Origin of the sequence: Aphanothece sacrum FPU1, from assembly GCF_003864295.1 — a bacterium.
GTDB classification, from domain to species: Bacteria; Cyanobacteriota; Cyanobacteriia; order Cyanobacteriales; family Microcystaceae; genus Aphanothece_B; species Aphanothece_B sacrum.
The window spans coordinates 163117-185001 of the sequence record NZ_BDQK01000003.1; the positions used below are offsets into that span (position 1 = coordinate 163117).

Below are 21885 nucleotides of genomic sequence, written 5' to 3' on the forward strand. Positions count from 1 at the left end.
GCTGTCGGGAGTATGTCACCATAAACTAAGGGAAGCTAAACCTAAATAGCTAATTCCTTCAGGGGTTACATCAAATCGACAAGGTAACACTTTAACCCCCTTTTCTATGGCTTCCTGAAATAATTCCCCATAAGTGGGATCAAATTCATTTCCAGGGGCAAAAAAACCGCAATCTCCCCGATTAATAAAATACAACATGATGGGGTTTGCTTCTGGTAAAAGGGCCATTAATTCTTTTAAATGTTTTTGACCCCGACTGGTGACAGTATCAGGAAATAAGGCAATTTCTCCTTGAGATAGGGTCGTATTTTTTACCTCTAAATAAATAGGTGATTCTCCTTTTTCTTGAGTTAAAAGAAAATCAATCCGACTTTTTTTAGCAACACCATAAGGAACTTCTGAACGAATCTGGGTATATTGTCCCACTAAGTCGGGTAAACATTGTTTTTCTAAGGCTAGTTTAATGACTTTATTAGGCAATGCTGTATTAATACCGACCCAAGTATTATTAACTTCAATCATTTCCCAGCTATAGGCTAATTTTCGAGTAGGATTATAACTTTTAGATACATAAACCCTACTTCCGACTGTACATACCCCAATCATGGGCCCCGTATTAGCACAGTGGGCGGTAATGATTTCTCCTGATTCTAGCTCAATATCCGCTAAAAACCTTTTGTAGCGTTGTTTTAGAATTCCTGGAATTAGGGGCGGATAGGTGTAAATCATCATTAAATTATAAATTATGAATTATGAATTATGAATTATGAATTATGAATTATGAATTATGAATTATAAATTATGAATTATAAATTATGAATTGTAAATTATAAATTATGAATTAATAAGAATTGAACTTAGAATTATAGGTTCTACTGAACCTAGTATGTAAAACTATTAGAAATTATGGGTTTAAACCCGATCGGGTTAAGCTATAAAAACAAAACCCGCCTACGCGGGTTTAATTTAGCCTCTGAAGAGAGGCTTCGTCCCTATAGTATCAGACATAAGGTCTGTGATTTAGACGTTGATTTAACAGAACAAGTCCGGTAGAACCGAATTATACAAAGCTTTCAAGCATTATTTACAATTTACAATTCATAATTTAATGAGGTCTAGACTTTAAAAATCCTAATTTAAAAATCCTAATTTAAAAATCCTAATTTATAATTCATAATTCATAATTCATAATTCATAATTCATAATTCATAATTTATGACCCAATTCTTGCGATCGCAGATAAGCGGCCTTAACTGCTTCAATAATAGCCGAACGAAACCGTCTTTGTTCTAATTGGGCCACACCCGCAATAGTGGTTCCCCCTGGACTGGTTACTTGATCTTTTAATTGGGCCGGATGGATATTAGTAGTTTGCATCAGTTGAGCCGTGCCTAAAACCGTCTGTAACGCCAGTTTAGCCGCAATAGTTCGGGGGAGTCCTGCTGCTACTCCTCCATCCGCCAAAGCCTCTATCATGATGGCGACAAAAGCAGGTCCCGAACCCGATAAACCCGTCACTCCATCCATTAAAGATTCAGGTACGGTAACAACTTCCCCAACCGCCGTAAAAATAGAAGTCGCTAAACTTAGGTGATGAGGTTCAACTGTTTGCCCAGACGAGATCGCACTCATTCCTGCCCCCACAGTCGCCGGAGTATTAGGCATAACTCGAACTACCGGATATACGGGAAAAGCCGCTTGTAAACGGCTTAAAGGGACTCCAGCTAAAATTGAAATAATTAGAGGATAACTAGGTTGAGACTTTATTTCTAATTGGTTGACAACCGTATCGAATACCTGGGGTTTAATGGCTAAGAGTAACGCTTCCGTTGCCGTCAGGGTGTTTGGGTTATCTGAAGTTACCTGAACCCCATAGGTTTGTTCTAAGAACTCTCGTCTTTTCGGTTCTGGTTCACTTACTAATACCTCAGACCCTTGATAAATACCTTGTTGTACAAGACGTGATAGGATTGCTTCTGCCATCACGCCACCACCAATGATGCCTAATCTAATGGACACTAATTTCCAGGTTTAAATAGAAAAAAAGAGAAATTTGGGGATAAGCTCCCGTTAAAACGGTAAAATCACTAAAACGGGAACTCAAACAACCGAACTATTGAACTAAACGATTAACATCTGCTCCCCAACTAGAAATAGGGGAAGAAGAACGAGGCATAATGGGGTTAACATCAGGGACATCGTGCATAGTACCTGAGAGGGTACTTACTTTGACACAACTAGGGGTGAATAAGAAAATGCTCTCCCCAATGCGTTCTTGATGGCCATCGATGGCATAGGTTCCACCAGCGACAAAATCTACCGCTCTTTGAGCTTCTTCTGGGTCCATTGAGTTAAGATTAAGCACAACAGACTTACGTTCCCGTAAAGTTTGGATAACTTCAGGCATTTCGTCAAAAGAATGGGGTTCAACCACCACAACTTCAGCAATACTATTAGTAATGCCAGGCATACCGATGACGTTATCGAGAACGTTATTACTTCTACTAGTTCGCATATTCGATTGTGGGGTTAAATTGTTTAATCTATCTTGTTTGCGCCAGTTGCGTTGTTCATCCTCGGCTGAGGTATCTTGTACTTGATTATCGGGTTCTAAATTACCATAGATTTCTTCATAGGATTCGTTAGAATCATCTTCATCATCTATTGGTTCGTCAATGTTAGCCCAATCTTTCAGCTTTTTGAAAATCATATCCGCAATCTCGTTTTTTTTTACAAGGAGTTAATCAAGCACAAGTTTGTTAAATACCTGATGGCAGTTCACAATTGCAGTTTTAATGGGTTGAGTAAAAGAGAATTTTAGAGCCGCGATCGCTGTTTTATTTTACCGTTCTCGTCTCTTTTTTCCCTTCATCTTCCCTATTGCTTACATTAGTACTGGCATTCTTTCTAGGAAAGTTTAAGCCAGTTGTTTAGAGTTAGGATAGCTTTTTCCTCTAGTCGTTTTGACTTGAGAATATGTTCCCCAAAAAATTAAAAAGAATTTTAGATGGGTATAATAATTTTAGAGTATTAATGAGCAAAAAATTTTTCATCTGTCCCCAAAGATAATACGTCCTAGACGAATCATGGTTGCCCCCTGTTGTATAGCTAATAAGTAATCAGAGGACATTCCCATTGACAACTGTTCCATCGATAAGGAGGACTGTTGTTTAAGGGTTTGAGCTAATTGTCTGGTCTGGTCAAAGGCAGCTAAAATCTCGGATTCTGATAACCCCAATGGTAAAATAGTCATTAATCCTTCTATTTTCAGATGTTTACACCTTTCTAATTCCGATAAATCGTCCAAAAGTTCCCGAATGTGCCAACCGTATTTATTGGGGTCGGGTAAAACTTTAACCTGGAGACAGAGTTTAGGGGAGTTAACCCCCTCCTGTACTAATTGATTAAGACGTTGAGCCAGCTTTAGATTATCAACACAGTGAATCCAATCAAAGTGTTCTAGGACTTTTTTGGCTTTATTCGTTTGTAAATGTCCAATAAAATGCCAAGAGATATGTTTTAGGTCTTGTAGTTGTTCTTGTTTGGGGATTGCTTCTTGTAGACGACTTTCGGCAAAATCTCTGACTCCTGCTTCATAAGCTTCCTTCATAGCTGATACGGAGACTTGCTTAGTTACCCCGATCAAAAGAACTGACGGGGGGATTTGTTGACGAATTTGGTCAAGGCGTTGGGCAATGGTCATATCAAGGAGCAATTTTCGTAGTTTGGCATTAGTTATTCCTAAAACCTTGCCTTGTAGGGGTCAACGGCCGTTGACCCCTACTTAATTTTGAGGACTATACTATCGCTTACGTACCTATTGAAACGTCTTTTTATGGATTTCGGAGAGATCTTGATATTCTTGAGAGATTCCGATACGACGCAGGTTCCGTAAACGTTTTTCTATCAATAGCCTAGCATCAGAGCGACTAATGGGGTCAAGGGCGGTATTAGTTGAGTTTGTAGTTACCAAAAAAAATAACCGTTGGGCATATAGGGTGGTAAATAACTCTTGATTATCATCGAGGATACATACTCGATATAACAGTCCGAAAGTGGGATGGTTGACATAAATTTCGTTGCTCATTCAATTTCCTAAAAGTGCTTATCCTCTAACAAAGAAATCATTAAAACCGTTACTTATTGTATGTAATCTTAACCTTCTCTGGGCGCAACTAAGGGCCTATTTACTCCCAGAATAGGGAATCTTTAGACAAATGTCATCATTTCTCCACAAACTCACGGCAATATGAATGTGTTACAATAATGATTATCCTTAATTATGGATAATTATCATCAAATGCCCGCCAAAGATATTTATCATGATATCGTAAGAACTGCCCTAGAAAAAGACTGTTGGACAATTACTAATGATCCCCTAGTTATTCGTTGGGGAAAAAGAGATTTATACAATGAATATTTTTATTTCTATCCTTTTGAAAGAGGAGGATTGAAACCTTTTTTTTGTCAAGTTTTATTAGAGAATAAACGCCTTAAATTATTAGTTTTTCATGCAATTCAGGAGGTCATTTTAAAATGGATAACTTAGAGAAGATGAGAGAAATTATTATTGAATCTCTGCGCTATTATGCTAACTTACGCTATGCAACAGGTGAAGTTAATCGACTCCTCATTATAGACAAAGACTCTGATAATTATCTCATTCTCTTAGAAGGATGGGAAAACACAGAAAGAGTTCATGGCTGTTTAGTTCATTTGCAAATTATTAATGATAAAATCTGGATACAAAGAGACGAAATAGAAGAAGGTATTGCCACCGATTTATTAGCTTCAGGAATTCCTAAAGATAAAATTGTCCTTGCATTTAAACCAGAATATATTCGCCCTTATACCGAGTTTGCCGTTAAATAGACTATTATTTACTATAACAACAACAGAGACGCGATCGCTCGCGCCTCTACTTGCTTAAAAATCAGTTAATAACTAACCGAAATTAACCACCAATTTTAACCACAGGTTCAAAGCTAGGAACCACTAACTCTTTATCCTGTTTGGTGAGTTTGTTGTATAACCGTTCCGTATTGGGGAAATTCGCCGCAGGAAGGGTGGGGAAACGACGGTAAGGAACAGTATCTTCACCGAATATTTGGACATATTCCATACCATTAACCATCGCACTAATAAAGGCGCGAATGCCTTGAGTTGCCAGAATTTGATTATATTTTTGAATCTCTTTCTGAGTCAGAGGCGCACGTCCGAGGAAGTGTTTTGTCCCCAATTCAATGACCTTTGTATTAGGATAAGGTGCATAGAACTCTTTGACATACAACTCAGAACAACCTAATCCTTCAATAAACTCTTTAACGTTAATTTCTGCGTTGCTGAGTTTACTTTCAAGAGCAGTAAATTCTGATTGGATAATATAGGGATCAAGATCTCTTTCAAAAATCTGACGATAGGCAGCGCGAATCGCATTTTGTACCCCAACTTTATCCGCCGTTGATAGCAGTTTAAAGACCTTGGTTTGTTCCCGTTGAACCGTCACACCTTGATTAATACGGAACTTAATATCCGGTTCGGTACGATTATTAGAAACTTGCCCTAACTCCACAAAGCGAGGGGTAACTTCTTTATCTACCCGTTGACCAATATCTTCCCGTAACGTACCAGGACGGGTCATGCGTGCCTGAATTCCAGCAGGGGTTACATAACGCTCATAAGGAACCGTATCCTCGCCAAAAGCTTCCTCATACTCTTTACTGTCGATCATGGCATCAACGAGGGCATAAAAGCCTTTCTTAGAAGCCAAATCAAAGTAAGCGTTCATTTCCTGACGACCATAAGTCGGACGACCTAAGAGACGACGGTGAATGAATTCGATCGCTTTAACGACATAGTAAGGAGTCCAGTATGTCTTGAGGAATACTTCCGATTTAGCTAAAGTTTTGATAAACTCCCGTAGGGTAATATCGCCATTTTCTAGCTTAATTTCAGCCACAGTCAAGTTTTGACCTTGATAGACATCCCGTCCAAATACTTGACGATAAGCTGCCCGAATCACCGCTTGAGTGGAACTTTCCCCATATTTAACGCTCACCCCGTTACTACTACCAGGGAGTTCGTTATTGAGACGGAATACTTTTGCTCCCAGGGTTCCGGGAAATTCTCCTCTGGCTTGAGGATTGCTATTTTGGTTATTAATCCCAGGGCCACGGTGAATCAGAATCCGTTTGGTATCTTTGCTAAAAGGTGCGGGACGATTGCTCGGATTACGGGTTTCTTTCGGGAAAATAGCCCCAAATTGGATTTCTAGGGGATCATTACCTGAACCGTAAACGTGCTGATCGGGTAAGGGACGATCATATTTAGCAAAGGTGGTGATAAATTGAGGAACTTTGCGGAAAGGCGCACTATAATTAAACAGATCTTGCTGCATCCCCCAATTACGGCATTCTTGGGCTTCTTGCCCTAATCCCCGTAAATAAGGCACGGTTTCCTCTCCAAAGTAATCAGAATACTCTTGAGAATCCACTAAAGCATCAACTAACGCACCTAAACCACCATTAGAAACGATGGCAAAGTAACTTTGAACTTCTTCACGAGAACTGGGGCCACGGCCTAAAATATGACGGAAAGCCAATTCTAGAGCGCGACTATTGATAAAGGGTTCAAAGAATTGTTGACGATAGAGAGGAGATTTGCACAAACGACGGACAAATCCCTTCATGGTAATGTCGCCGTTTCTGACTTGGGATTCTAAATAAGAAACAGACTGACTATACGCTTTACTGATGTCCCGTTCAAACAGTTGGCGATAAGCTGCTCTGACAATTTCGCTTTTTTCTGACTCGGATAAGCCAGTTTTCATGACGAATTTTTGCCGGGTTGTGGTTGCATTATAGTAACTTTGGGGCAGTTCTAACCCTTGCTGATCCGATGAAGGACGTTGACGTACTTGATTAGCCGGAGTAGGGGCTTTAAATTCCGTAATCAGTACATCAAAATACTGAGTCACAATCTCTTGTGCCTCTGCATCTTGTCGGAAATAATCTTTAGCGGCGGCCCGCATTTCTTGGAGTGCCACTAAGGTAGCATCCGTTGAACAAGCTCTTTCAATGATTTCCCGTAGTCCACGAACATTGACAACGAGGATACTAGGATCGCCCGCAACAATGGCGTAGGTCACATAACGCAAGAACCATGATAAATCTCGTAAGGACTTCTGCATATTGCTTGGGCCATAACGAGAGATATTAATGGGGCGAAATCCAGCAGGAATTGGGCCTGTAGAAGCAAAAATAGAGCGAAATCCGGCGAAAAAGCCTCCGCCACCACCGCTACTTTCAGCGTAGGTAACTTTTCCTAATTCCATGGCCCGTTGCATGGTAACAGGGGCCCCGGCCATGGCCATTTCTTTCACTTCAACGGGAGGCTTTTCTAAATAAGCCATGGGTGATCCACCCGTAAAAATACGGTTGGCTGCTTGTGAAACGATTAAATCAGAGTTATTCGTAAGAATTTGCGCTATTTCGAGCCGCTTGCTTCCTGATTGAAAATAGGCAACTAACTCACTAAGTTCCGTCTTAGCTAAGAAGCGATCCTGTTGTTCTGCTTGGGTAATTGCCGATACAGGAACGGTTTGATACAGTTGGGGCCGTGCTAACGAGCTTCCACCACTTGCCTTTACACTCATTGGATTTCAACTATCTCCCATGAAAAAATTGCTAATCTACTCCTGGTCGGAGTCTAGATATCCGCAACATCTTGATTAAAACCAGATGTTTGTTAAAAAGTTAATCAGCATCTAGATTAAACTGTTTGGTGCTTTCTGAGGGCGTTTGTTACGATTTGTATTCTTTTAATCTTGACTAACCTTGATCTTCAATGGATAAACTCTCAATATGTAAAGTTTTATGACTACATTCCGCATTTGTGCGGATGAATGAGTTTGACTGCTTACACTATTTAGTCTTTTGTTCGGATTACTTTTGTTATTCTCCTGCCTAGACTGATGAAAGAGGGTTGTCTGTAAATCATTTTTTGGAGTTCTACCATGTTTAGTTTAGCAAAACTTATCTATTTTCGGGGGGGGGTAAAGCCTGGCTTATTAATGGCTGGTACTACTCTTGCTTTTTTAACTCCTTTTACATCAGTCCAAGCAAGTTCATTTACTGCTTATCAAGTACCATCAGGACAGGCTGGAAATCAAGATTTTGGTGGTATTCTAGGTATGGATTTTGATGTCAATAACAGTATCAAAGTTTCTGAACTGGGTGCTTTTGATGATCTTGGAAATGGTATTGTTGGAACCCTAACAACGGAGTTATGGTCGAGAAGTGGTGATACAGGGATTGCTAAGTTAGCTACGTTGACTTTCTCTAATAGTGATCCCGGTTCTTTAGAAGGCGGTAGTCGTTTCAAAACTCTGTTGAGTCCCTTAGTTTTAGATCCAGGTAGCTATACTATCGTTTCCTATGGCTATTCTGGAAATGATCTAAACGGCAATTCTTATGATCCAACGCCTTGGACAACTAATGATGGCGGAGGACTCATCTCCTTTGTTGGTAGTAGCCGTTATGGTGGAACACTTGGTTCGAGTATTGGAGATACTGTAGATATTTTGCCAGCTAATCGTTATGCGACAGGGACTTTTAAGTACCAGGCCGTACCTGAACCTGAACCCCTGGCTATGTTAGGTGCAGGAACCGCCATTGCATTGGGTGCCAATTTTAAACGCAAACTTGCCAAGAATAGCAAGAAAAAATAAATTAGCTGATGTTTATTAGCTATAAACGATAATTAAAGATAGTCCTCTCGTTAATTCTAGGGGACTTTTCAAAAAGATGAAATCATTAGATAATATTTGCCAACAACTAAAATCTGGACAATTTGATTTAACACGCCATGCTTTGAAGCGTGTAGTTGAACGGAATATATCTAAACAAGAAATTATGGATACTGGGAAAAATGCCATAATTATTGAAGATTATCCCAATGATAAATACACACCCAGTTGTCTTTTGTTAGGATTTACCCAAGAAAATAGACCATTACATATCCAAACATCTCGTTTAGATTCTCCCAGAACGACTATTATTACCCTATATGAACCTAATAAAAACGAATGGATTAATTATTCACAACGGAGGTAAAAATGTCTAATTGTTATAATTGCGGTTCAGATGAATTACAAGATAAATTTGTTAATGAAACCTTTGAGATTAAAGGAAAATTGATTTTAATTGAAAATATTCCTGCTCAAGTTTGTTGTCGTTGTGGAGAGATAATTTTTAGTAGTGAAACTGCTGAAAAAGTCCGTCTGATGATTCAAGGAGAAACTAAACCGACAAAATCTATTCAAGTCGATGTCTTTGCTTATCAAGGTTAAACTATATTTTCGGTTAATCAATTCTTTTTATCAGGGAACGTATAGTTTTCTTGTGTTTTTTCTTTCCCATTACAATTGTACATTGATTTATGGTGTTGAAGGTCATCCTATCATATACTGAAGATAAGATGCCGTAACCGATCATAAAGATAGTTCTCTAGTTAATTCTAGGAGACTTGTCGAATATTGGAGAATAACCCAGATGTCAAAGATAACAGAAAGTGATCTCAAAAGATTAGAAGACTTAATTATAGGTAGTTTTGATAGGTTAGAAAAAGGTCAGAATGTCTTAGAAACTCGATTAAGTACAATTGAGACTCGATTAAATTCCCTTGAAATAGGACAAACAGAACTTAAAGAGGAAATTAAAACTCTTGAAATAGGACAAATAGAACTTAAAAAAGAAATTAACGAGAAAAGTCAAACTCTTAAAATAGGACAAACGGAAATCAAGGGAGAAATCAAAACCCTTGAAATAAAACAAACAGAAATTAAGGAAGAAATTAGTGAGAAAAGTCAAACTCTTACAATAGGACAAACGGAAATTAAGGGAGAGATTAAAACCGTTGATGCTAAACTCAATGGAGTAAGCGAGAGAATTAAAATAATAGAAGGAGCAATACTAAAAATTCCAGATCTCGCAGAAAAGGTAGGAGAATTAAAGAATTGGAGACAGATAGTAATTATAACAATAACAGCGACTATCAGTAGTGTAGTTGGTTGGGTAATTCGCGGGGGAAACCTCAAACCTTAAGAATAAAAATAGACTTAAAAATAACAGTTTATGGTAGGGGTCAACGGCCGTTGACCCCTACTTAAAGTTTAAATATTATTAAGGTCAATTCCTAATTCTTTTAACTTTTCTTCTAAAATTCTCCTCTGTTCTTTTTCTTGTTGTAATTGAGATTCAAATTCATCTGCTCTTTGTCTTTCCTCATCTGCTCTTTTGGTTTCTTGTTCTCTTAATTTTCCTAACTCTACAAATGTTAAAAATTTATCTCCATCAGGACGAAAAATTGCTAAAGTTTCTGCATTTAATTCAAATTTAATGCCTAATCTTGGACTCACCCAATTTTCTATATCTTCAATCACAGTTAATTCATTTTCCTGACGTAACCATCCCTGTAAATCTATTTTATCAGGATCATAAAGATAATATTCTTCTATGCCATGATGTTCATAAAATTTAAACTTTTTCGCCATTTCTAATAAACGATTTCCTGGGGATAATATCTCAAAAACTACTTGAGGTGCCATATTATTTTCTTCCCATTGTCGATAAGAACCTCTATCTCCTTTCGGTCTTCCAATAACTATCATTATATCAGGAGCTTGACGAATTTTATTATCTCCTTGTCTGGGATACCATAATAAATCACCGGCGACAAAAATATTAGGATTATCGGCAAATAATAATTCTAAATTCTCTTTAATAACGACTATCCAACGAAATTGTTTAGTATTATCTGACATAGGTTTGCCATCTTTTTCAGGATAGATAATAGTTGCATCAAGGGGAACTGATAATGATTGTGTCATTGTTTTTCTTTTAGGTTAAAAAGGTGACTTAAAGATTATTAAGGTCAATTCCTAATTCTTTCAATTTTTCTTCTAACATTCTCCTCTGTTCTTTTTCTTGTTGTAATTGTTGTTGAAGATCATCTGCTCTTTTGGTTTCTTGTTCTTTTAACTTTCCTAATTCTACAAATGTTAAGAATTTATCTCCATCAGGACGAAAAATTGCTAAAGTTTCTGCATTTAATTCAAATTTAATGCCTAATCTTGGACTCACCCAATTTTCTATATCTTCAATCACAGTTAATTCATTTTCCTGACGTAACCATCCCTGTAAATCTATTTTATCAGGATCATAAAGATAATATTCTTCTATGCCATGATGTTCATAAAATTTAAACTTTTTCGCCATTTCTAATAAACGATTTCCTGGGGATAATATCTCAAAAACTACTTGAGGTGCCATATTATTTTCTTCCCATTGTCGATAAGAACCTCTATCTCCTTTCGGTCTTCCAATAACTATCATTATATCAGGAGCTTGACGAATTTTATTATCTCCTTGTCTGGGATACCATAATAAATCACCGGCGACAAAAATATTAGGATTATCGGCAAATAATAATTCTAAATTTTCTTTAATAACGACTATCCAACGAAATTGTTTAGTATTATCTGACATAGGTTTGCCATCTTTTTCAGGATAGATAATAGTTGCATCAAGGGGAACTGATAATGATTGTGTCATTGTTTTTCTTTTAGGTTAAAAAGGTGACTTAAAGATTATTAAGGTCAATTCCTAATTCTTTCAATTTTTCTTCTAAAATTCTCCTCTGTTCTTTTTCTTGTTGTAATTGAGATTCAAATTCATTTGCTCTTTGTCTTTCCTCATCTGCTCTTTGTCTTTCCTCATCTGCTCTTTTGGTTTCTTGTTCTCTTAATTTTCCTAACTCTACAAATGTTAAGAATTTATCTCCATCAGGACGAAAAATTGCTAAAGTTTCTGCATTTAATTCAAATTTAATGCCTAATCTTGGACTCACCCAATTTTGTATATCTTCAATCACAGTTAATTCATTTTCCTGACGTAACCATCCTTGTAAATCTATTTTATCAGGATCATAAAGATAATATTCTTCTATGCCATGATGTTCATAAAATTTAAACTTTTTCGCCATTTCTAATAAACGATTTCCTGGGGATAATATCTCAAAAACTACTTGAGGTGCCATATTATCTTCTTCCCATTGTCGATAAGAACCTCTATCTCCTTTCGGTCTTCCAATAACTATCATTATATCAGGAGCTTGACGAATTTTATTATCTCCTTGTCTGGGATACCATAATAAATCACCGGCGACAAAAATATTAGGATTATCAGCAAATAATAATTCTAAATTTTCTTTAATAACGACTATCCAACGAAATTGTTTAGTATTATCTGACATAGGTTTGCCATCTTTTTCAGGATAGATAATAGTTGCATCAAGGGGAATTGATAATGATTGTGTCATCTTAATTGATCCATCATTTAATAATGAGTAGGGACAATTCATTAATTGCCCCTACAGTTAGGGTCTGTGAGTAAGTTCCCGTTAATTACGAGTCAGCCATTTTTGTCCGTTCAAACGTTGTAACGTATATAAAAGCATTAAATCCAAAGTAGTTTTACGTTCGTCAATCATAAAGGATTCAATGGTGCTGGGAATCTTGCCATTAAGTCCATAAGAAAAGGCTTTTTGTCCGTTAATATTTTCTTCAGGAAAATAAAGTTTAAACTGACGTTGACCACTTTTCCAAGTTCCAATAACTTGCCAACAGCTATCATCTGAATTTGCTCCAGAAATAGACACTTTCTCTTTAACAAAAGATAATTCTACATCCTTAAGTCCCTGCTTATTTAATTCTTGTTTTAGCGCAGGGGTAAAGTGTTGTTCCATAAATTCAGTGAAGGGTTTATCTTCAATAGCTGGAGGTTTCTCTTTTTTAGCTGCTGGTTTAGCTTCAGAAGTGGGAGTCGTGGGGGTAGTTTCATCTGTCATAGTGGTTACTCAAATTGCGATCGCGCTAAACAACTTAATTAAGTGATTATCTCTAGAATACGCTATCTTCTCAAAATAAGAAACATTTATCCCAAAATTTTTTATAAGTGGTTTTAGTAATAAACTGAACCATCACGACGTTTATAAAAATGATAAGATGGTTTAATGCCGAATAAAGTTGGTAAGCCATCTACATCTAGACAAAAACAAATGGTTCCATCTTTTTTGAGATGATAAGCTTCACCGGAAAATGTTAGATAATGTTCCTCAAACATTTTAACAGTAAACAGTTCTTCTGCTGGTTGTAACAATTCTAGATAGGATTTTTGCTCAAATTCTTTGCCTACTGTTTCGACTGCTTGTTTAAGCAATTGATAATTATGTTTTAATTGTTGACGTTTTTGTGAGTTAAATAAAAATAATTGATTAAGGTTCATTTTCTCGAATTAATCCCCTATTTCATGGCAAATTTACCTAAGATAAATCTCTGGCTGTTTCGTTACAGTCTTTTAACATTGATCGCTTTTTGTTACCAAAATGTCGTAACCTAAACTATGATGCTTGATCTTACATAACAAATCTACCTTACTTTATGTCATCAATTGCCCCTCATACTAAAGCTAAAGCTCTCAAACCAGGAAGTCGTCGTCCAGCGAAAGAACTCTGTAGTGAGTGTGGATTATGTGATACTTATTATATCCATTATGTGAAAGAAGCTTGTGCTTTTCTTAATCAACAAATTAAAGAACTTGAAGAAATTGCTCATGGATATTCTCGTAATTTAGACAATGAAGATGATTGGTATTTTGGGGTGCATCAAGAGATGATGGCTGCCAAAAAGAAAGAACCAATTGAAGGGGCGCAATGGACAGGAATTGTCAGTAGTATTGCTTGTAAAATGTTAACAGATGGTTTAGTTGAAGGTGTGGTTTGTGTTCAAAATACGAAAGAAGATCGCTTTCAACCTATGCCTATTATTGCCAAAAATCCTGAAGAAGTTTTAGCCGCAAGAGTTAATAAACCAACCTTATCCCCTAATTTATCTATTTTAGAACAGATAGAACAATCAGGGATGAAACGATTATTAGTCATTGGGGTAGGTTGTCAAATTCAAGCTTTAAGAGCAGTAGAAAAAGAATTAGGATTAGAGAAACTTTATGTATTAGGAACTCCCTGTGTAGATAATGTTACTCGTGAAGGCTTACAAAAGTTCTTAGACACTACAAGTAAATCTCCTGATACGGTGGTTCATTATGAATTTATGCAGGACTTTAGAGTTCATTTTAAACATGAAGATGGCTCAACTGAATTGGTTCCTTTTTTTGGCTTGAAAACTAATCAATTAAAAGATGTTTTTGCCCCTTCTTGTATGAGTTGTTTTGATTATGTGAACTCTTTGGCTGATTTAGTAGTAGGCTATATGGGGGCAGAATTTGGCTGGCAATGGCTCGTTGTTCGTAATGATACAGGACGAGAAATGTTAGAATTAGTACAGGAACAAATAGACACTAAACCTGTCATCTCTAAAGGGGATAGAAAACAAGCTGTTCAACAAAGTATTCCTGCTTATGATCAGGGTGTTACTTTACCAATGTGGGCAGCTAAATTAATGGGAGTTGTTATCGAGAAAATCGGGCCAAAAGGATTAGAATATGCTCGTTTTTCCATCGATTCTCATTTTACGCGGAACTATTTATATGTCAAACGCAATCATCCCGAAAAATTAGATGATCATGTTCCTGAATATGCTAAAAAAATCGTTTCTCAATATCAATTACCGGAGAAATAAATAAATTGTCAATTGTCCATTATTGAACCAACCTCTTTGTTAGAATCAAATATCATGTAGGAGTTGTGACACAGGCATCTTGCCTGTGTCACAACTCCTCCTTAAATTTCCTTAATTAAGATTAGTTAATTGAGCATTTTGATAGTAATGGGAGAGAATTTGATCATAAAGAACCCCTTGTTGGGCAAGATAATAACTACCCCATTGACTTAGGCCAATACCATGACCATAACCACGTCCATCAATTTGAAACGTACCATTATCAGTAGAAACCGTAAATAGGGTACTCTTAATATCAAGAGCTTGACGTAATTGATCATCAGTAATGCGCCGAGAACCTCTATTGCCTACCACTTTTAAGGTAATAATACGTCCATGAGGGGTTGTCCTTTCAGGAACTAGCGATCGCACATTTCCTACACCTCCTAACAGACTCCCCAACTGACTTGCACTAAACGACTTACTCCAGGCAAAAACTGGGGCCTGTTGATCATAGTCTACTACCCCGCGTAAATAGGGCAAAGAAGAATTCCACACATCTTCAACATTTTCCGTATGACCACCAGAAGAAGAATGAAAGGCTGCTAGAATGATTTTACCTTGATAGGTTAACACTTTTGCTATAGTGGCATTCACCGCTTCAAAAGTGCTTAAATGTTCTGTTTCTAAACCCTTATAAACTTGAGTTTTGGTGGTAGTATCAAGATCATAAAAACGATTACTGGCCGTATTACTTTTGTACAGTGCATAAGTACGAGCGACAACCGCTTGAGATTTGAGGGCCTCTAGGGGCCAAGTAGGATAAGCTTCGGCCCCGACCACACTATAAAGATATTTCTCTAAATCTACTAAATTGATGGCACTGACTCCATTTCCTTGTCGTAAGAGTCTTACCTTGCCACGATACCAGCGATCGCCTATCCAAACAACCCCATCAAGTGTCGGTTCAATAACTAATTGGTTAGACTGCCATTGCTCAAGGCGAACTCCTGTTCTGTCTGGGGTGGCGTTAAAAGAATTTAAGGGGGATAATTCTCCTAATTGTTTGCCTCCTGCGTCTCGGACAATGGCAGTGGTAGAACTGCCTACCCGAACACTATTGACCCCTTTTTGAATAGCGACCCTTAGTTCGGTTGCTTGTCCTGGAAGACAAAAGATAACCCAAAGTAATCCTATCAGCCAACTGCAAGATTTAAACGAAAATCCCAGAAATCTTAAGGGCCAGACAAAATAGTCTGACTGCTGTTGCTGTCTCATTGTTGAATTCTCCTCACACACATCCACAAATATGAAAATCTTATCGCACATTGAGGGAAGTGACAGGGGGTTTTTCTGCTCAAATCAAAAGATCGTCTAAAATTTTGTTAATTATTGTGTCAATATTTTAGGAATTGTCTAAATTCTCCTGTAGTTTATATAGACGAGTGTGGTTAACAAGTAATAATGTCTCAAGAATCCTCCAAAAATCCTAGTAGCCATGTAGATTGCATTGATGATATTGAGCTTCATTACTGTTTTTGGGTCATGCGTGATAGTGAATCTTGGCAGCAGGCAGTCAAAGGTGATCTCAAGTTATCTCGTTGTGCTGCATCTCGACGAAAATTTCCCTATTTTATGAGTTTCAATCTATCAGGAAGTTTGATTGTCCTAATTTTACTCACTGCGATCGCTTGGAATCGTCATCCTCAACTGAGTCAATCTTATCAAAATTTCACCAAAAAATTAACCACTGAATTACTCTATTTACTGCCACATATGGATGATTAACAATTCATAATTCATAATTCATAATTCATAATTCATAATTCATAATTCATAATTCATAATTCATAATTCATAATTCATAATTCATAATTCATAATTCATAATTCATAATTCATAATTCATAATTATTCTAAACTAATCTGAGATCCCCATAAATCTTGAGGCATAAAACTGCGATCGCTAGGCAAAGAACTAACCGGTTCAGTTAACATAAATTCACCAGCTTCTATCCATTTTTTCAGTTCTTGAGCGACTTCTCTAGAACGGGCTAAACTAGCTAAAGGAGCGACCCGAACCGTTTTTCCTTCAATAGTCATCCGACCACTTTTAAGCTGTCCATAACTGACTAATCCAAAGGTAGGACGTACTCGACGAGGGATAGCAAAATCTACTACAGGGGCCACAATTTCTTCATCTCGAATTGCACAATGTTCGATAACTTTTTCGGTTAAAACAGGTAAAGGAACCCCAACCCCTAACATCAAAGATGGGCCATAATTAAGAAAATAACAACCTCTAACCCAACGAGGAGACATTTGTTTAGCATCTCCAATTAATGCTAATGTAGCTGCGGGGCCGATAGGAGTTCGGTTAGGAAGGCGTTTTTGTAAAGGAAAATGTTGGGTTCCTTCCCAGGCAATATATCCTATTCCTCCTCCCAAAAAAATGCGAGTTCCGATCCCAATCACCTCTAAGTCAGGATCATTAAATAAAGGTGCGATCGCTCCTGGATTAGAATAGACAGCATTACCTAATCTTGGTTGTAATGGCCCCAAATAAGTATAAAGAGGGCGATCGCCCCCATTTACTCCAACAATAAAATTTTGATATAAGTTACGAGGATTATATAAATAAAACTGATTAATAGTTTTACGAGTAATAGTCGTTTCAAAGGATGCTCTAGGATAACAGTCTGTCACTTGGCCAAGGGCCCGCAAAGGAACGGGTTTTCCGGCAATTAAATCTTCAATTACATGACCCCCTCCTCTTTCTGGACGATTTCCCTGACGATTTTCTAGGTCACTCATTTTGTCATTGGCCCCATAATCTACGGTGGCGGTGGCTCCTAAATACAAATCTACTGCACCAAATCCGGCATAAGCAGGAATACCATCGATCCAACATTGACGAATTTTAATGGGAGGATCAGTATGTCCTAGATTAAGCATAGCCCCTGATGATTCCATCGGTTCAAAAGTTCCTGTGCAAATAACATCGACTTCTTTAAATGCTTGGGATACTCCGATATCTTGGACTCGTACTTTAAGTTCTTCTACTGTCCAGACAATAGCTTTTTTTTGGCAAATTTTGTCGTTAATTTCGGAAATAGTACGCATTATTCGGATTATTCTACGGTTGTTAGTTTCGGAGACTCAGGATCATTATATAGTAATAAATTGTAGGTTGGGGAGCCACTCCGGTCTTGGGGTTTCCCCAAGTAGAGGAAGTGGCGTTTGAGGCACGAAACCCAACAAACTTTCCTCAGCTAATACGGTTTCCATTGATCTAAAATATCTTTAATTAATACTTCTTTGAACCAAACTTGACCGACTACGGCTAAGGGTAAGGCTAATAATAATCCTAATACACCGAAAATAGTAGCAAAAAATAGTTGAGCTAATAAGGTGACAGCAGGGAGTAATGAAGCTTGACGAAACATTAATAAAGGGGTTAATAAATGACTTTCTAATTGTTGAATCAGTATGTATAGAATAAGGACAGCAATAGATTTCCAAGGAGCTTCTAAAAGAGCGATAGCAATAGGAGGAATGACACTTAATGCAGGGCCAATATTGGGAATAAAGGTAAAAATTCCCGCTAGTAATGCTTGAGCTAAGGAAAGAGGAATTCCCAATATTGATAGACCAATAAAACTTAAGATTGTAATAATAGTCATATTACAAAGGATAGCCATTAGCCATCCTTGTAATGCCTCATCACATTGAACTAAAATCTGATCAACTCGTTGTCGATAAAAAGAAGGAAATAAACGAATAAAGCCCTGTCGATAGGGTTGGGGATTAGCTAATAACATTAAACTCAAAACTAATAATAATAAAATACTTAGAGGAATCCCTAATGTCGTATAAAAAACGGATAAACTTTGACTTATAATTTGTTGAGATAAAGGCTGGAGTTGTTTGGTCAGATTTTCAAGAGTTGGTAAAGCTTGTCTAAATTCTGGATCAAGATAGGAAACCTGTTCTTTTAATGTTAAAATTAGACGTTCAATTCCTTTAGGTACTAATTTGACTAATTCTGGTAATTGTTCGGCAAATGGAGGAACAATCAACCAAAAAAATCCCCCTAAAGTTCCTAATAATAAAACCATTGATATTAAAACAGCATAACCGCGCCTAATACCCCAATTTTGAAATTGTTTTACCCCATGATTTAAAGCATTAGCGATAATAACTGCGGTAAATAATAAGAGTAATAAATTACGAATTCTCCAGAAAATATAAACAATAATTATTAATACACTAAAGCCAAGCCATTGAGAAAAATTCATAATTAAAACGCCAAATAAATCAATTTTATTAAAGTTCAGATGATTTATAAATTAGTCGCCAAATTAAAGCGAACATAACCATTAAAGGAAGACTCACAATAATAATAGCTGCATTAATATCAGTAGGAGGTATGGACATTAAAGGGCCAGCATATTTAATTAAAATCGATCCCAGTAAAGAAAAAATTAAGACTTTGAAAATTAAGCCAGTTTGAGAATTCATTAATTAAATATCTCCTTATTAGTATATTCGATAACATGAACGACATTTCTGTTAAAATTAACATAATCTTTTACTATAAGACAGTTAATTATTAATTTTTTTGTCTGACTTGGCCAAAATATTTGACATTAGTTCTCTACTATGTTACTATGTCGCGAATAGCTTATATTTTATTTAATGTGAGGAAAACAACCCCATGAAGCTAAATACCGTTAATTCCTTGGTTTTAGTCACAGGTACCGCTACCCTATTGTTCAGTGCTGTATCTTCTGCTAGTGCTTTTACTGTGTATACAGATCGTGCTGCCTGGGAAGCGGCGATCGCAAGCAGTATACCACCAGGATGGAATACAATTCTCACTGATACTTTTAGCAATGATATTGCTTCAGCACAATCGATTACCCTAGATTCAGGTATTGTTTCCACCAATTCTGGCCCCATTACCCTTCCTAATTCGTTTAATAACAACAGCGTCTCTGGGGGTGTTTACAATAATGCGACCCAGGCGGGTAATGGCACTGCTTCTAATACAATAACATGGGTGTTTCCCTCTCTCAAGACATGGGCTTTTGGTGCCGATTTTATTAGTGTTAATGATGGTGGATTAACCCTGACAGGTAATTTCGATGGCACAGGAGATCAAACTCTTAGCGTCTTTGCAGAAATTGGTGGAGGTACGGGTTTTCTCGGTATTGTTGGGATGACAAAATTTGATTCTGTTGTCTTTGGCAATAATTCGGATATCGTCGATGGCTTCGGCATTGACAATGCTTCACATACGGTTCCTGAACCTCTCACCATGTTAGGTGCTGGTGCTGCTTTTGCTTTTGGTGGTGCGTTCAAACGCAAATTAGGTCAAGCCAAAAAGAAAGATAAAAACGCTTAAATTTCAACTTTACCGTACTTGTGGTGATAATAAAATTTTATTATTCATAGGATGAGTTAGGTGCGGGCAATAATTCATGGATTTTATACCAGAATTCATTGCCCCCAACCTGACTCATCTTCCCTATATTGTATCGAAAAAAGAGGTTTCAAGCCTTCTCTTTCAAGAGGATAGAAATAATATGAAATGGAAAAAAGAGGCTCTCCCGTACCTGTGGTGATAAGTAAAGCTTATAATTCGTAGGGTGGGTTAGACGCGGCTATAATTTTGATGAAAAACCCATAACTTTTAAGGCGCGTCGTAACCCACCATATTAAGTATTGTAGCTGATTATACATTTTATACCAAGATGTCGGGAGAGCCATGACTGATATCGAAACCCTGATAGACCAAATTTCTCAAGAAGCACAACGAGAACCCTTTCCCATTGATGTTCCTGTGTATGAAGCAGCACACAAAAACCCTAATGATGCTATCCTTTATGCAGGAAACCTCAAAAGTCAGATTTGTTTTTTTGGACGGGATCTCGGACGAGATGAAGTTCATGAGGGTCAACCTTTGATTGGGGCAGCCGGAACTTTGGTACGTAAAGGCTTTTATCGGTCTATTAATAAACAAGAGGCCCCCAATAAAGAAGCATTACAAACCATTTGCGATCGCGCGCTTTTGACCAATACTGTCCCCTATAAACCTCCTGGGAATAAAGCCTATTCTAAAGAAGTTAAAGAGAGGTTTCGCCCATTTATCGAACAATTACTTATTATTCATTGGAAAGGGACTGAAATTATTACCCTGGGAACCGAGGCCTTTAAATGGTTTACTCCCTATTGCTCTAAAATAGAGATTAATAGCTTTTGGGAACAAAGCGATCGCTATAGTAGTAAATTACCCCTAATTTTAAAAGCAACCGATAGTTTAGGGGAGAAATATGAGCGTAAAATCAATTTACTTCCTTTACCTCATCCTTCGCCTCTGAATACACAGTATTATGCTAAATTTCCCCAGATGTTACAAAAAAGATTAATTGAGTTTTGAGGGAACATTTGAAGAGACAATAGGTTCATTATAGTGAGGATCTTCCTTGTCAATATCAGCAAGATTTGATTATACTTAATTTATTGATTTAAGTAAGTATTTTGAAGCAAAAAAAACAGTTACAATAAATTTGATGGGTGTGTAGCTCAATGGATAGAGCAACGACCTTCTAAGTCGTCGGTTACAGGTTCGAGTCCTGTCATACCCGTGTTTTCCTCCCTTTGTCGGTTATTCACTCTCAACCCTGTAACCAACTCTTAGAGTTACGTTGTTTACTCAAAATTTACTCAACTACAACGAATAACACAAAATAGTAATTATGTCAAATAGATTAAAATACTTCCGTATTTGTTAAGTATTTTAAAAACTTATTTGTGGTTTTTAAAGACCAATGATACTGACAAGGGATAATTGAGTTCTTGAAATATCTCATAATATAGCAAAGAAAGCTTAGTTACACTGATTAAGGTTAACTTAGTAATTTATGGAAGATTACCAGTCAGCTTTTTTACAACGTCATCAAGATCAAGAAATTCTTTGTGATTCTCAGAGAAAAATAGCCGCTATGCACCTTGGAGGTGTAGCGATTGAGTGTTTACTTAAATCAATTATTATCACTTATCATGATATAGAAGAATGGAAAACAACATCGAATAATCCTGGCCATACTATCACCAATCCAGGACATGATTTACAGAAAGCTTTAAAGCATCAGTTAATGTGTTAAATAGAGTATAAAAAAATATTTGTAAGACTCAAAATTATCCGCT

General features: G+C 37.1%; 24 protein-coding genes, 1 tRNA gene and 2 pseudogenes. 12 read left to right on the forward strand and 15 right to left on the reverse strand.

Going from position 1 to position 21885, the window contains the following annotated elements:
* Positions 1–15 precede the first annotated feature (15 nt).
* From sfsA to pipX, 5 genes are all read right to left on the reverse strand, one after another.
* Complete coding sequence (gene sfsA, locus AsFPU1_RS05265) at positions 16–732, reverse strand: DNA/RNA nuclease SfsA (RefSeq protein WP_124978385.1); 717 nt, start codon at positions 730–732, stop codon at positions 16–18.
* 474 nt (positions 733–1206) lie between these two features.
* A complete protein-coding gene (gene proC, locus AsFPU1_RS05270; RefSeq protein WP_124978387.1) occupies positions 1207–2019 on the reverse strand; it encodes a pyrroline-5-carboxylate reductase in 813 nt (270 codons plus the stop codon).
* A 94-nt stretch (positions 2020–2113) separates the two neighbouring features.
* Positions 2114–2710, reverse strand: coding sequence for a cell division protein SepF (locus AsFPU1_RS05275; RefSeq protein WP_124978390.1), 597 nt, complete (start codon positions 2708–2710; stop codon positions 2114–2116).
* A 339-nt stretch (positions 2711–3049) separates the two neighbouring features.
* Positions 3050–3703: a YggS family pyridoxal phosphate-dependent enzyme gene (locus tag AsFPU1_RS05280; protein ID WP_124978392.1), complete on the reverse strand. Its 654-nt coding sequence runs from the start codon at positions 3701–3703 to the stop codon at positions 3050–3052.
* Between the two features lie 114 nt (positions 3704–3817).
* Positions 3818–4087, reverse strand: coding sequence for a transcriptional coactivator PipX (pipX, locus tag AsFPU1_RS05285; RefSeq protein ID WP_124978394.1), 270 nt, complete (start codon positions 4085–4087; stop codon positions 3818–3820).
* 213 nt (positions 4088–4300) lie between these two features.
* On the opposite strand from pipX, the pseudogene AsFPU1_RS23510 reads away from it, so the two are divergent.
* Both AsFPU1_RS23510 and AsFPU1_RS05295 read left to right on the forward strand, forming a co-directional pair.
* Positions 4301–4411: pseudogene (locus AsFPU1_RS23510) on the forward strand (element excision factor XisH family protein); the annotation flags it as partial.
* Between the two features lie 125 nt (positions 4412–4536).
* A complete protein-coding gene (locus AsFPU1_RS05295; protein ID WP_124978396.1) occupies positions 4537–4872 on the forward strand; it encodes a XisI protein in 336 nt (111 codons plus the stop codon).
* Positions 4873–4954: 82 nt separating this feature from the next.
* On the opposite strand, the gene AsFPU1_RS05300 is transcribed toward AsFPU1_RS05295, so the two are convergent.
* A complete protein-coding gene (locus AsFPU1_RS05300; RefSeq protein WP_124978398.1) occupies positions 4955–7654 on the reverse strand; it encodes a phycobilisome rod-core linker polypeptide in 2700 nt (899 codons plus the stop codon).
* Between the two features lie 417 nt (positions 7655–8071).
* Between AsFPU1_RS05300 and AsFPU1_RS05305 the strand changes: the two genes are divergently transcribed.
* From AsFPU1_RS05305 to AsFPU1_RS05320, 4 genes are all read left to right on the forward strand, one after another.
* Positions 8072–8728, forward strand: a complete 657-nt coding sequence (locus tag AsFPU1_RS05305) for a PEP-CTERM sorting domain-containing protein (RefSeq protein ID WP_227873675.1) — start codon at positions 8072–8074, stop codon at positions 8726–8728.
* A 76-nt stretch (positions 8729–8804) separates the two neighbouring features.
* Entirely contained in the window at positions 8805–9113 is a 309-nt protein-coding gene (locus tag AsFPU1_RS05310) for a DUF4258 domain-containing protein (RefSeq protein ID WP_124978402.1), read from the forward strand.
* A 2-nt stretch (positions 9114–9115) separates the two neighbouring features.
* Positions 9116–9349: a YgiT-type zinc finger protein gene (locus AsFPU1_RS05315; RefSeq protein ID WP_124978404.1), complete on the forward strand. Its 234-nt coding sequence runs from the start codon at positions 9116–9118 to the stop codon at positions 9347–9349.
* Between the two features lie 202 nt (positions 9350–9551).
* The gene (locus AsFPU1_RS05320; RefSeq protein ID WP_124978406.1) at positions 9552–10103 is read left to right on the forward strand and encodes a hypothetical protein; all 552 of its coding nucleotides are present in this window, start codon (positions 9552–9554) and stop codon (positions 10101–10103) included.
* A 68-nt stretch (positions 10104–10171) separates the two neighbouring features.
* Here AsFPU1_RS05320 and AsFPU1_RS05325 read toward each other — a convergent pair whose 3' ends face one another.
* The 5 genes from AsFPU1_RS05325 to AsFPU1_RS05345 form a co-directional block, all read right to left on the reverse strand.
* A complete protein-coding gene (locus AsFPU1_RS05325) occupies positions 10172–10888 on the reverse strand; it encodes a Uma2 family endonuclease (RefSeq protein ID WP_124978408.1) in 717 nt (238 codons plus the stop codon).
* Positions 10889–10916: 28 nt separating this feature from the next.
* The gene (locus AsFPU1_RS05330; protein WP_124978410.1) at positions 10917–11612 is read right to left on the reverse strand and encodes a Uma2 family endonuclease; all 696 of its coding nucleotides are present in this window, start codon (positions 11610–11612) and stop codon (positions 10917–10919) included.
* 28 nt (positions 11613–11640) lie between these two features.
* Positions 11641–12378, reverse strand: a complete 738-nt coding sequence (locus AsFPU1_RS05335) for a Uma2 family endonuclease (protein ID WP_124978412.1) — start codon at positions 12376–12378, stop codon at positions 11641–11643.
* Between the two features lie 81 nt (positions 12379–12459).
* On the reverse strand, positions 12460–12906 hold the full coding sequence (locus AsFPU1_RS05340; RefSeq protein ID WP_124978414.1) for a DUF2996 domain-containing protein: 447 nt from the start codon (positions 12904–12906) through the stop codon (positions 12460–12462).
* A gap of 113 nt (positions 12907–13019) precedes the next feature.
* Positions 13020–13343, reverse strand: coding sequence for a hypothetical protein (locus AsFPU1_RS05345; protein WP_124978416.1), 324 nt, complete (start codon positions 13341–13343; stop codon positions 13020–13022).
* 155 nt (positions 13344–13498) lie between these two features.
* On the opposite strand from AsFPU1_RS05345, the gene AsFPU1_RS05350 reads away from it, so the two are divergent.
* A complete protein-coding gene (locus AsFPU1_RS05350; protein ID WP_124978418.1) occupies positions 13499–14695 on the forward strand; it encodes a Coenzyme F420 hydrogenase/dehydrogenase, beta subunit C-terminal domain in 1197 nt (398 codons plus the stop codon).
* 111 nt (positions 14696–14806) lie between these two features.
* On the opposite strand, the gene AsFPU1_RS05355 is transcribed toward AsFPU1_RS05350, so the two are convergent.
* The gene (locus AsFPU1_RS05355) at positions 14807–15952 is read right to left on the reverse strand and encodes a SpoIID/LytB domain-containing protein (RefSeq protein ID WP_124978420.1); all 1146 of its coding nucleotides are present in this window, start codon (positions 15950–15952) and stop codon (positions 14807–14809) included.
* Positions 15953–16138: 186 nt separating this feature from the next.
* Here AsFPU1_RS05355 and AsFPU1_RS05360 point away from each other — a divergent pair, with 186 nt between their 5' ends.
* Complete coding sequence (locus AsFPU1_RS05360; protein WP_124978422.1) at positions 16139–16462, forward strand: hypothetical protein; 324 nt, start codon at positions 16139–16141, stop codon at positions 16460–16462.
* A gap of 122 nt (positions 16463–16584) precedes the next feature.
* Here the strand turns inward: AsFPU1_RS05360 and AsFPU1_RS05365 are convergent, their stop codons facing one another.
* From AsFPU1_RS05365 to AsFPU1_RS05375, 3 genes are all read right to left on the reverse strand, one after another.
* Complete coding sequence (locus AsFPU1_RS05365) at positions 16585–17796, reverse strand: homocysteine biosynthesis protein (protein ID WP_124978424.1); 1212 nt, start codon at positions 17794–17796, stop codon at positions 16585–16587.
* 149 nt (positions 17797–17945) lie between these two features.
* Positions 17946–18971, reverse strand: coding sequence for an AI-2E family transporter (locus tag AsFPU1_RS05370; RefSeq protein ID WP_124978426.1), 1026 nt, complete (start codon positions 18969–18971; stop codon positions 17946–17948).
* A 28-nt stretch (positions 18972–18999) separates the two neighbouring features.
* Positions 19000–19194 carry a hypothetical protein gene (locus AsFPU1_RS05375; protein WP_172957591.1) on the reverse strand — a complete coding sequence of 65 codons (195 nt, stop codon included), beginning with the start codon at positions 19192–19194 and terminating at the stop codon, positions 19000–19002.
* A 196-nt stretch (positions 19195–19390) separates the two neighbouring features.
* On the opposite strand from AsFPU1_RS05375, the gene AsFPU1_RS05380 reads away from it, so the two are divergent.
* The 4 genes and pseudogenes from AsFPU1_RS05380 to AsFPU1_RS05395 all read left to right on the forward strand — a co-directional run.
* Complete coding sequence (locus AsFPU1_RS05380; protein WP_124978428.1) at positions 19391–20080, forward strand: PEP-CTERM sorting domain-containing protein; 690 nt, start codon at positions 19391–19393, stop codon at positions 20078–20080.
* A 363-nt stretch (positions 20081–20443) separates the two neighbouring features.
* On the forward strand, positions 20444–21115 hold the full coding sequence (locus AsFPU1_RS05385; RefSeq protein WP_124978430.1) for a uracil-DNA glycosylase family protein: 672 nt from the start codon (positions 20444–20446) through the stop codon (positions 21113–21115).
* Positions 21116–21250: 135 nt separating this feature from the next.
* Positions 21251–21323 (forward strand) — tRNA-Arg (locus AsFPU1_RS05390).
* Between the two features lie 276 nt (positions 21324–21599).
* Positions 21600–21824, forward strand: a pseudogene (locus tag AsFPU1_RS05395) (hypothetical protein); the annotation flags it as partial.
* Positions 21825–21885: the final 61 nt, after the last annotated feature.

Coding starts and splice junctions, on each gene's coding strand:
- AsFPU1_RS05305 (WP_227873675.1), top strand. CDS start 8,072: ATGGCTGGTACTACTCTTGCTTTTTTAACTCCTTTTACATCAGTCCAA.
- AsFPU1_RS05375 (WP_172957591.1), bottom strand. CDS start 19,194: ATGAATTCTCAAACTGGCTTAATTTTCAAAGTCTTAATTTTTTCTTTA.
- AsFPU1_RS05345 (WP_124978416.1), bottom strand. CDS start 13,343: ATGAACCTTAATCAATTATTTTTATTTAACTCACAAAAACGTCAACAA.
- AsFPU1_RS05280 (WP_124978392.1), bottom strand. CDS start 3,703: ATGACCATTGCCCAACGCCTTGACCAAATTCGTCAACAAATCCCCCCG.
- AsFPU1_RS05360 (WP_124978422.1), top strand. CDS start 16,139: ATGTCTCAAGAATCCTCCAAAAATCCTAGTAGCCATGTAGATTGCATT.
- AsFPU1_RS05365 (WP_124978424.1), bottom strand. CDS start 17,796: ATGCGTACTATTTCCGAAATTAACGACAAAATTTGCCAAAAAAAAGCT.
- AsFPU1_RS05325 (WP_124978408.1), bottom strand. CDS start 10,888: ATGACACAATCATTATCAGTTCCCCTTGATGCAACTATTATCTATCCT.
- AsFPU1_RS05335 (WP_124978412.1), bottom strand. CDS start 12,378: ATGACACAATCATTATCAATTCCCCTTGATGCAACTATTATCTATCCT.
- AsFPU1_RS05340 (WP_124978414.1), bottom strand. CDS start 12,906: ATGACAGATGAAACTACCCCCACGACTCCCACTTCTGAAGCTAAACCA.
- pipX (WP_124978394.1), bottom strand. CDS start 4,087: ATGAGCAACGAAATTTATGTCAACCATCCCACTTTCGGACTGTTATAT.
- sfsA (WP_124978385.1), bottom strand. CDS start 732: ATGATGATTTACACCTATCCGCCCCTAATTCCAGGAATTCTAAAACAA.
- AsFPU1_RS05275 (WP_124978390.1), bottom strand. CDS start 2,710: ATGATTTTCAAAAAGCTGAAAGATTGGGCTAACATTGACGAACCAATA.
- AsFPU1_RS05300 (WP_124978398.1), bottom strand. CDS start 7,654: ATGAGTGTAAAGGCAAGTGGTGGAAGCTCGTTAGCACGGCCCCAACTG.
- AsFPU1_RS05320 (WP_124978406.1), top strand. CDS start 9,552: ATGTCAAAGATAACAGAAAGTGATCTCAAAAGATTAGAAGACTTAATT.
- AsFPU1_RS05370 (WP_124978426.1), bottom strand. CDS start 18,971: ATGAATTTTTCTCAATGGCTTGGCTTTAGTGTATTAATAATTATTGTT.
- AsFPU1_RS05380 (WP_124978428.1), top strand. CDS start 19,391: ATGAAGCTAAATACCGTTAATTCCTTGGTTTTAGTCACAGGTACCGCT.
- AsFPU1_RS05310 (WP_124978402.1), top strand. CDS start 8,805: ATGAAATCATTAGATAATATTTGCCAACAACTAAAATCTGGACAATTT.
- AsFPU1_RS05315 (WP_124978404.1), top strand. CDS start 9,116: ATGTCTAATTGTTATAATTGCGGTTCAGATGAATTACAAGATAAATTT.
- AsFPU1_RS05330 (WP_124978410.1), bottom strand. CDS start 11,612: ATGACACAATCATTATCAGTTCCCCTTGATGCAACTATTATCTATCCT.
- AsFPU1_RS05295 (WP_124978396.1), top strand. CDS start 4,537: ATGGATAACTTAGAGAAGATGAGAGAAATTATTATTGAATCTCTGCGC.
- AsFPU1_RS05385 (WP_124978430.1), top strand. CDS start 20,444: ATGACTGATATCGAAACCCTGATAGACCAAATTTCTCAAGAAGCACAA.
- AsFPU1_RS05355 (WP_124978420.1), bottom strand. CDS start 15,952: ATGAGACAGCAACAGCAGTCAGACTATTTTGTCTGGCCCTTAAGATTT.
- AsFPU1_RS05350 (WP_124978418.1), top strand. CDS start 13,499: ATGTCATCAATTGCCCCTCATACTAAAGCTAAAGCTCTCAAACCAGGA.